Here is a 7,155-nt window from a genome sequence, read left to right on the forward strand (position 1 = left end):
AATTAGGGCAAAATCATTTAGGTAGTTTTGTACTTTTCTTAGAAAAGGCATTTGAATATTTTAATCGTGTTTTTGAAAAGAAAAAATACTCTTTAATCTTAAATGTACCCTAATATAATGGAAAGGACATTATGTTGGAAAAGGCAAATAGATAAAATTCATGTCAATCGCATTCCCTCAAATCCCCCACCTCAAAATCAAAAAATCAGATATATGGATTTTGGCAGTTTGCTTTATTCTGATTTGCCCATTTTTTATTGAAGATTTTGTGGAATATTACCGCCAAAATGGGGGGTGGCGGCTGTTGGTGTATGTTGTATATACGTTTGGAAATCCGCTGTTTACTACCCTTGTTGTTGTGTTTGTATTCACGCCTTTTTTTATAAAAAACAAGCAATTCTTTTTTTACATAATTCTTCTTTTGGTATTTCTTTTGGGGGATGCCATCTTAGCTAAATACGTTGCTATGCTGATTTGTGGCTGTACGTTAAAAGTCGATTCAGATACTGTTACCACCGTTATGCAATACAATGTTATGATGGCTGCTCCAATTTCTATGATATTGATTATCAAGCAATTTGTAGAAGCCCAAAGCCGACTTTTAATGGCTGAAAAAGAAAAAAAAGAGGCCGAACTTAAATTGTTAAAACAGCAAATAGACCCTCATTTTCTGTTTAATAACCTGAACGTACTGGGCGCATTGATTGAACAGGATAAAGATTTGGCAAGTGAATATCTGAATCGTTTTGCGAGCCTTTATCGCTATATTATCAGGCACAAAGAGGAAGATGCTGTACTGTTGGATGAGGAATGGAAGTTTACTCGAAATTATATCTACTTGTTACAACAGCGGTTTGGAAACGCTTATAATTTTGAACAGTTTAAGGAAGCGCCAACAACTTTACTCATTAACCGTTTTGTGCCGCCGGGGGCAATTCAAACGCTTATTGAGAACGTTGTAAAACACAATCAGGGTAATGTGACTGACTCGCTTGTGGTACAAATAAGGTTTGAGGATGAATATCTTACAGTCAAAAATGAAGTTAGAGTAAAACTTACGAGTGTTTCTTCCACCCAAACTGGCCTGGAAAATCTGAAAGCCCGTTATCAATTATTGTCGGACAAAAAGTGGATAATTAGCAATATGGATGGTTTTTTTGAAGTAAAAATACCCCTCTTAAAATCGGTATGAAAATCCTTATTATCGAAGATGAAGAAATAGCCAGATTGCAATTGATAAGCTATATTCACAAATTTAATGCTGAATTTGAGATCGTAGCTACCCTGCGAAGCGTCAAAGAAGCATTGGCTTGGTTTACAAAAAATGAAAGACCGGACCTTATTTTTTCAGATATTGAATTGTTGGATGGCAATGTTTTTGAATTATATGCCAATATATCAGTCAAATCTCCCATCATTTTTACTACAGCTTACGACCAATTTCTGTTACGTGCTTTTGAAACTAATGGCATTGCCTATCTATTAAAACCATTTGGTTATCAAAAAGTCAGTACCGGTTTGGAGAAATTTTTTGCTCTTCAAAAATCGTTTGCACCCCCACATGAAACGCTTAATTTGTCATTGATAGAGCAGCTTAAAGAGGCCATTCAGTCAAGTGCAAAAACGTATAGACAACGTTTTACAGTGAAAATGCGAAATGGTATCCACCTTTTGCCCGTCGAAGAAATTGCTTATTTTCAATCTGAGGATGGTATGACGTTTGCGTTTGGAATGAACCAACAAAAATACCCGCTCAATGGTACACTCAACGATATCGAAGAAAATCTAAACCCAAAACACTTTTTTAGAATCAATAGAGGAGAGATTATTAATGTAGTTTTTATCGAAAAAATAGAATCCCATTTCAATGACCGTCTATTTGTTAAACTCCAAACTGTGAGTAAGGGCTTGATTGTCAGTGCTAATCGTGTGCCAGAGTTTAGGAAATGGTTGGAGACATAGGCGTGAGAAAAATAACCTAAATCTTCAAGATTGGAATAGTCTTGGTAAAAGCGGAAGATTATCCGATTACAGTCAGCAATTCGCTGATCATCATGGCCGTAGCCCCCCATACTTGATGTCCCTGAATGTCGTAAAAAGGGGCATCAATGCTTACTCCGCGTACATCAAGCAGGGTGGAGCCGACAATGGTTTCGTCCATCATTTCATTCAAGCTAACTTCCAATACTGCTTCTACTTCACGCGGGTCGGGGTAAAAATCGGGTCGGTAGGATAATTTTCCAATAACCGGTAAAACAAAAAAATTGCTTGGCGGAATGAACAATTCGGTGAGTTGACCCAATATCTGTACATCAGAGGCTTTGATGCCTATTTCTTCCTGAGCTTCGCGCAGAGCAGTGCGAATGAGGTCTTCGTCCGTTTTTTCGTAACGCCCACCTGGGAAAGCCATTTGTCCAGCATGAACTCCGTCGTATTTGGGACGTAAAATCAGTGGGGCAAAAACTTGGTCACGGTACGGATAGAATAAAATCAAGACAGCTGAGCGACGCGTTTTTTCGTTAGGTTGAGTTTTGAGCCGGAGCCGCGTTGCCGATGCCATTTTGAGATGGGCTTCGGGCCCCGGCAACGGTTGTCGGAGTTGTAATTGGAGATGATTTATAAAGTCGTTAAAGGGCATCGGGAGTGTCAGGGCTCATTACGAATGCGCAAGTTAAATTAACTACGCATTTAAAATAATATTTGGTTCAAAAACTAAACATTTTATCTCCCAATATTTATCTGCCGTATCTTTTTACCAGTTGTTCGACCACAAAAGTGCCATCCAGTGCCGCCGACATGATGCCGCCGGCATAACCGGCTCCTTCGCCGCAAGGATACAAACGTTTGGTTTGAAGGTGCTCGGCGGTGTCGCGGTCACGGGGGATACGTACCGGTGAAGAAGTACGGCTTTCTGCACCGATAAGTTGCGCCTCGTTGGAGACATAACCACTCATTTTTTTTCCAAAATCCTGTAAGCCCTGTCTCAACGGCTCGGAAATGTGTTCGGGTAGATACTCTCTCAAATCAAGTGATTGCAGACCGGGCTGGTACGAAGTTTCTAACAATTTAGAGGAAACTTTTCTTTTGACAAAATCCAAGACACGTTGCGCGGGAGCCGTCTGCTTTCCTCCCGTAATGGCGCACGCTTTTTGTTCGATGGATTTTTGTAACTCCAATCCCGCCAACGCACCAAATTTTTTAAAAGGCTTCAAATCGGCTTCTTCAATGCTCACGACCATCCCCGAATTGGCAAAACGAGAATCACGTCGTGAAGGCGACATGCCGTTCACAACTAATTCGCCCGGGGCGGTAGCAGCGGGTACAATGAAACCTCCCGGACACATGCAAAACGAAAAAACGCCTCGTTGTATGCCGTTGTAATGCGTCTGAGTGACCAAGCCATAGGAAGCTGCTGGTAAATAATGACCTCGGTCGGTGCAGTGGTATTGCAGCGAATCAATCAAACTTTGGGAATGCTCGATGCGGACACCTACGGCAAATGATTTGTTTTCAATGAAAACGCCTTTTTCCTGACACAATTCGAAAATATCCCGGGCTGAATGCCCAGTTGCTAAAATGACCCCTAAACCCGTAAATTCTCGTCCGTCAGCAGTGGCGACGCCTTTTATTTCGGATGGGTGATTGTCAATTGCCGATTGATGGGTAGAATTGAATATAAAATCGGTGACTTTGGTGTCAAAATGAACTTCCCCGCCCGCGTTGAGTACGCTTTGACGTAAGTCAGCTACAATTTGAGGAAGTTTGTTGGTGCCGATGTGCGGATGCGCATCGTATAAAATTTGTTCGGTAGCCCCGTGAGCCACCAAAATCTCCAATATCCGACGCACATCACCGCGTTTGTTGGAGCGGGTATATAGTTTCCCATCTGAATAGGTGCCAGCACCGCCTTCGCCAAAACAATAATTGGATTCGGGATTTACAATATGGTCTTTGTTGATAGCGGCCAAATCGCGTCGGCGGGCGCGAACATCTTTGCCTCTTTCCAACAAAATGGGTTTGTAACCCAATTCAACCAATCGCAATGCGGCAAACATACCTGCTGGCCCGCAGCCAACGATGATAACCGTAGGTTTTTGAGATACGTCCGGGTATTTTTTTTGGTAAGAAATAAGGGAAGGTGGCGCTTCGTCAGCATAGATATCCACGGAAACATTTACCTTCACTTGCCGCGAACGCGCATCAATGGATTGTTTTACTTTCCGAATTGTCAAGGATTCGGCATTATTGAGATGGAGTTGTCGAATGACGTATTGCTGAAAATCAGCTTCGTCCAAAGCCGTTTCGGGCGGCAGGGTCAGTTGAAGGTGTTGGTGCATCTGAAAGGGATTTATCCTTTAATGGATGCAAAGGTAAACAAAAGTGTTGGCTTCACTATTTCCAAAATAAATGCACCACCTCAATCATGATCAATATGATAACTATCCATTCCAATCGGGTACTTTCTCGGTTTTGCATCAAATCGGTAAAAACCGTCAGATTTTCATGAACAATCTTTAACTTGTAATCAATATCCCGGTAGCGCATTCGAAGGTCAAGAGTTCGTTTGATTGCATCATCAATACGTCCCAGTAATTCATTTTCCCATACACTATCGGGCGCATCAAAAATGTATAAGTCGTCAATAATACTGTTTTTAATGCTGAGCGTTTTACCGATAAATTGCAATAATTCTTTCTGAGAGCCCCTTAATCGCCCTGTCTGCTCCAATTGACGGGTCATTTTTTTTGTATTTTTCAAAATTTCGTCACTGAGGGCTTCGTAATAATCCAAGGCGACCGACTGCGAAATATTGAGCATAATGAGCCGTAGTCCGTTGGGAGAAAGCTCGGGGACGGTAATCGAAGTATAGTCGAAAATTACCCCCGATTCAGGTTTGATGTTTACCGCGACATCTTCGCGGTAGTCTTCTTTTACGTGATCTTTGGCGTAGGTTCGGATGAATTTGAGTAATGTACTCGCCTCTAAATCTTCAATACCTGCAAAGGCAACTACCCCGTAGCTCAGCAGGTAGAAAAACTCATTTTCGCCGTGTTGATAGAGCAGTTCTGAGCTGTTAGAAATAAGTGGAAGGGTGGTATAGTCTGCCCGAAATTTCTTTAAATCAATTTCTTCGGCAATTTGGAAGGCTTCGACTTTCATGGTAGTGCACTGATTTTAGGCCAAATTTAGCATAAAATCAGTGTGCTGACTTACCTGCAATGATTTTACTCAGGGGTTTTCGTAAAGTTTATTCTTCATTTCCAATCAAAATAACCGGTGCGCCGCCCGTTGAAATTCGAGCGGTATCGTATTGTCGATTTTATTTCAGATAATTAGCCAGTTCAATGTTATTTTTCACGTACAGGGAAGGACTTTTGCCTGTAAATTCGGTAAATTCTTTGATGAAGTGCGATTGGACATAATAGCCGCTTTGAAAAATAAGTTCTTGCCAATCAGCGATTTGCCAGCGTTTTTGGGCCAATTCATGGCATAGCCCCCCCACTCGACGAATACGGGCATAGTACTTGGGACTAACGCCTACTTTTTGCAGAAATTTTCGCTCAAACTGCCGCCGACACACAAAAAGTTCGTCCATTAAGTCGCTGATATTGACTACTCCCCGCTGCTCAACAATCAGATTGGCGGCGTAGTCGGTGCGGTCAGGTTCGGATTTTTTTCGTAGGAATTGAAGATTTAAAAACTGTTCGAGCAGTGCAATCCTTTCAGTAGGAGAAATAGCTTCCTCTATTTTGTCGGACCACTCGTCCAATTGCCGTCCGAGTACATCGCGCAGGTTGGTTCGTTCATCCGAAAACTCGTACATCGGCAGTCCAAACAACGTATTCAAGCCGGCAGGTCGAAATACAATACCTACCATGCCTATTTTTCCCGAAAGTTGAAGTTGGTAGCTTTTGGTGGCTTGCCCCGTCAAAAAGTTTTTGGGAGCGAATCCTCCGTTTAGTTTTTGGGACGTTACCCGATACGGCGTGCCATAGTTAAACACCATAGAAGCAAAACCACTTGGTGGAGATTCAATCGATAAGACATTGGAGAGTATTTTGCTGTTTTCCCAGACGAAAAAACACTCTACAAAAGGCCGTAAATGGGCCGGAGGTGGAAACTTTCGGTAAAACATACACAGGATAGCATGATTTACCGAAAGCTAAGAATTTAGGGTGAAAACCTCAAAAAACTATGTCTAAACTTATCAAACGGTTAAAAAATTAGGCTTCTGTCAGTTGTGCCACAAAACTCTCGTGGTTCCAACCGATTGTTAAGTCGGTGATTTGGTCATTTTCATCAAAACGAAACACAAAAATATGATCACCGTTGAATTTGAATCCTTTGCTTGGCAAGCTCAAGAATTCTTTTTCCTGTGTGCCGAAAATGGCGACTTTACAAATCACCGAATCATCTTCGGAATACATACTGTCAACGGTGTTGTCTAAGTCGGGAAAGCAGTCAATGAGCAAGCTCCAAACAGTTTTGCCAAATTCTCTGAAGAGTCCTTTGCCATCTTCGCCCAGCGGCTGAAACCACACGGTGGCTTCGGGAGTGGCGAGGTTAATCATGCGTTGGGTATCCAGCTCCTGATAAGCCGAAAAAAATTCAATGCAAGTGCCTTTGCGGGTAAGGTCAGTGAGGGATTCGGTGGTTTTTGTCGTCTCCATGAGTCAATGAGTCAATGAGTGAATGGTGAATGAGCGAATTTGAGAATAAATTAGAAGCTATTTCGGATAATTGGGGTTTGCTTTTACTTTTTTGATTTGGCGTAAATGTCTGTCTACGTGTCCCCATTGTAAAATCAACACTTGCGGGGATTGGGTGTGTTGGTGCGTTCAAAATGCGCTCGAAGGTCGGCTTGGGTGGTTTCTGCAAATTTAAGATTAATGGTGTGGTTACGGAGAAAATAATCCAAGTTTTTGCGTCCAGCAATCTGTCCTGTCGGGCGAGTGTAGTCGGGCGAAACGTGGGCGGTCTCTTCCATGATAAAATCTTGGTGAAAGTTGTCGGGCTTGCCAACAGCATTGAGTTCAGAGGCTGTTTTAAAATAGGGTAAAGACAAAAGACACCCGAAAAGAGTTAGTTAGGAATCTCACTTACTAATTTAACTCCAATCAGATGTCATTCAAAATTAGCAACAAAAAGAAATAT

Annotated in this window: 8 protein-coding genes; 2 read left to right on the plus strand and 6 right to left on the minus strand. The window is 42.0% G+C overall.

Annotation, left to right across the window (positions count from 1 at the left end; translation table 11 throughout):
• Positions 1 to 160: 160 nt before the first annotated feature.
• The gene (locus Q0081_RS09615) at positions 161 to 1,192 is read left to right on the plus strand and encodes a sensor histidine kinase (protein WP_298352013.1); all 1,032 of its coding nucleotides are present in this window, start codon (positions 161 to 163) and stop codon (positions 1,190 to 1,192) included.
• On the plus strand, positions 1,189 to 1,962 hold the full coding sequence (locus Q0081_RS09620; RefSeq protein ID WP_298352015.1) for a LytTR family DNA-binding domain-containing protein: 774 nt from the start codon (positions 1,189 to 1,191) through the stop codon (positions 1,960 to 1,962). Before Q0081_RS09615 ends, Q0081_RS09620 begins: the two co-directional genes overlap by 4 nt.
• Before the next feature lie 58 nt (positions 1,963 to 2,020).
• On the opposite strand, the gene Q0081_RS09625 is transcribed toward Q0081_RS09620, so the two are convergent.
• The 6 genes from Q0081_RS09625 to Q0081_RS09650 form a co-directional block, all read right to left on the minus strand.
• Entirely contained in the window at positions 2,021 to 2,638 is a 618-nt protein-coding gene (locus Q0081_RS09625; protein ID WP_298352018.1) for a CoA pyrophosphatase, read from the minus strand.
• 97 nt (positions 2,639 to 2,735) lie between these two features.
• Entirely contained in the window at positions 2,736 to 4,337 is a 1,602-nt protein-coding gene (locus Q0081_RS09630) for an NAD(P)/FAD-dependent oxidoreductase (protein WP_298352020.1), read from the minus strand.
• A gap of 55 nt (positions 4,338 to 4,392) precedes the next feature.
• The gene (locus tag Q0081_RS09635) at positions 4,393 to 5,160 is read right to left on the minus strand and encodes an RMD1 family protein (RefSeq protein ID WP_298352023.1); all 768 of its coding nucleotides are present in this window, start codon (positions 5,158 to 5,160) and stop codon (positions 4,393 to 4,395) included.
• A 160-nt stretch (positions 5,161 to 5,320) separates the two neighbouring features.
• Positions 5,321 to 6,136: a DUF6597 domain-containing transcriptional factor gene (locus Q0081_RS09640; protein ID WP_298352027.1), complete on the minus strand. Its 816-nt coding sequence runs from the start codon at positions 6,134 to 6,136 to the stop codon at positions 5,321 to 5,323.
• Between the two features lie 88 nt (positions 6,137 to 6,224).
• Positions 6,225 to 6,671, minus strand: coding sequence for an ester cyclase (locus tag Q0081_RS09645; RefSeq protein ID WP_298352029.1), 447 nt, complete (start codon positions 6,669 to 6,671; stop codon positions 6,225 to 6,227).
• Between the two features lie 134 nt (positions 6,672 to 6,805).
• Positions 6,806 to 7,066, minus strand: coding sequence for a hypothetical protein (locus Q0081_RS09650; protein ID WP_298352031.1), 261 nt, complete (start codon positions 7,064 to 7,066; stop codon positions 6,806 to 6,808).
• Between the last annotated feature and the right edge of the window lie 89 nt (positions 7,067 to 7,155).

It is taken from the genome of Runella sp. (assembly GCF_027484545.1).
Lineage (GTDB): Bacteria > Bacteroidota > Bacteroidia > Cytophagales > Spirosomataceae > Runella.

Excerpts from the sequence above, each read along its gene's own strand:
- Q0081_RS09615 (WP_298352013.1), top strand. The coding sequence starts at position 161 with ATGTCAATCGCATTCCCTCAAATCCCCCACCTCAAAATCAAAAAATCA.
- Q0081_RS09620 (WP_298352015.1), top strand. The coding sequence starts at position 1,189 with ATGAAAATCCTTATTATCGAAGATGAAGAAATAGCCAGATTGCAATTG.
- Q0081_RS09625 (WP_298352018.1), bottom strand. The coding sequence starts at position 2,638 with ATGCCCTTTAACGACTTTATAAATCATCTCCAATTACAACTCCGACAA.
- Q0081_RS09630 (WP_298352020.1), bottom strand. The coding sequence starts at position 4,337 with ATGCACCAACACCTTCAACTGACCCTGCCGCCCGAAACGGCTTTGGAC.
- Q0081_RS09635 (WP_298352023.1), bottom strand. The coding sequence starts at position 5,160 with ATGAAAGTCGAAGCCTTCCAAATTGCCGAAGAAATTGATTTAAAGAAA.
- Q0081_RS09640 (WP_298352027.1), bottom strand. The coding sequence starts at position 6,136 with ATGTTTTACCGAAAGTTTCCACCTCCGGCCCATTTACGGCCTTTTGTA.
- Q0081_RS09645 (WP_298352029.1), bottom strand. The coding sequence starts at position 6,671 with ATGGAGACGACAAAAACCACCGAATCCCTCACTGACCTTACCCGCAAA.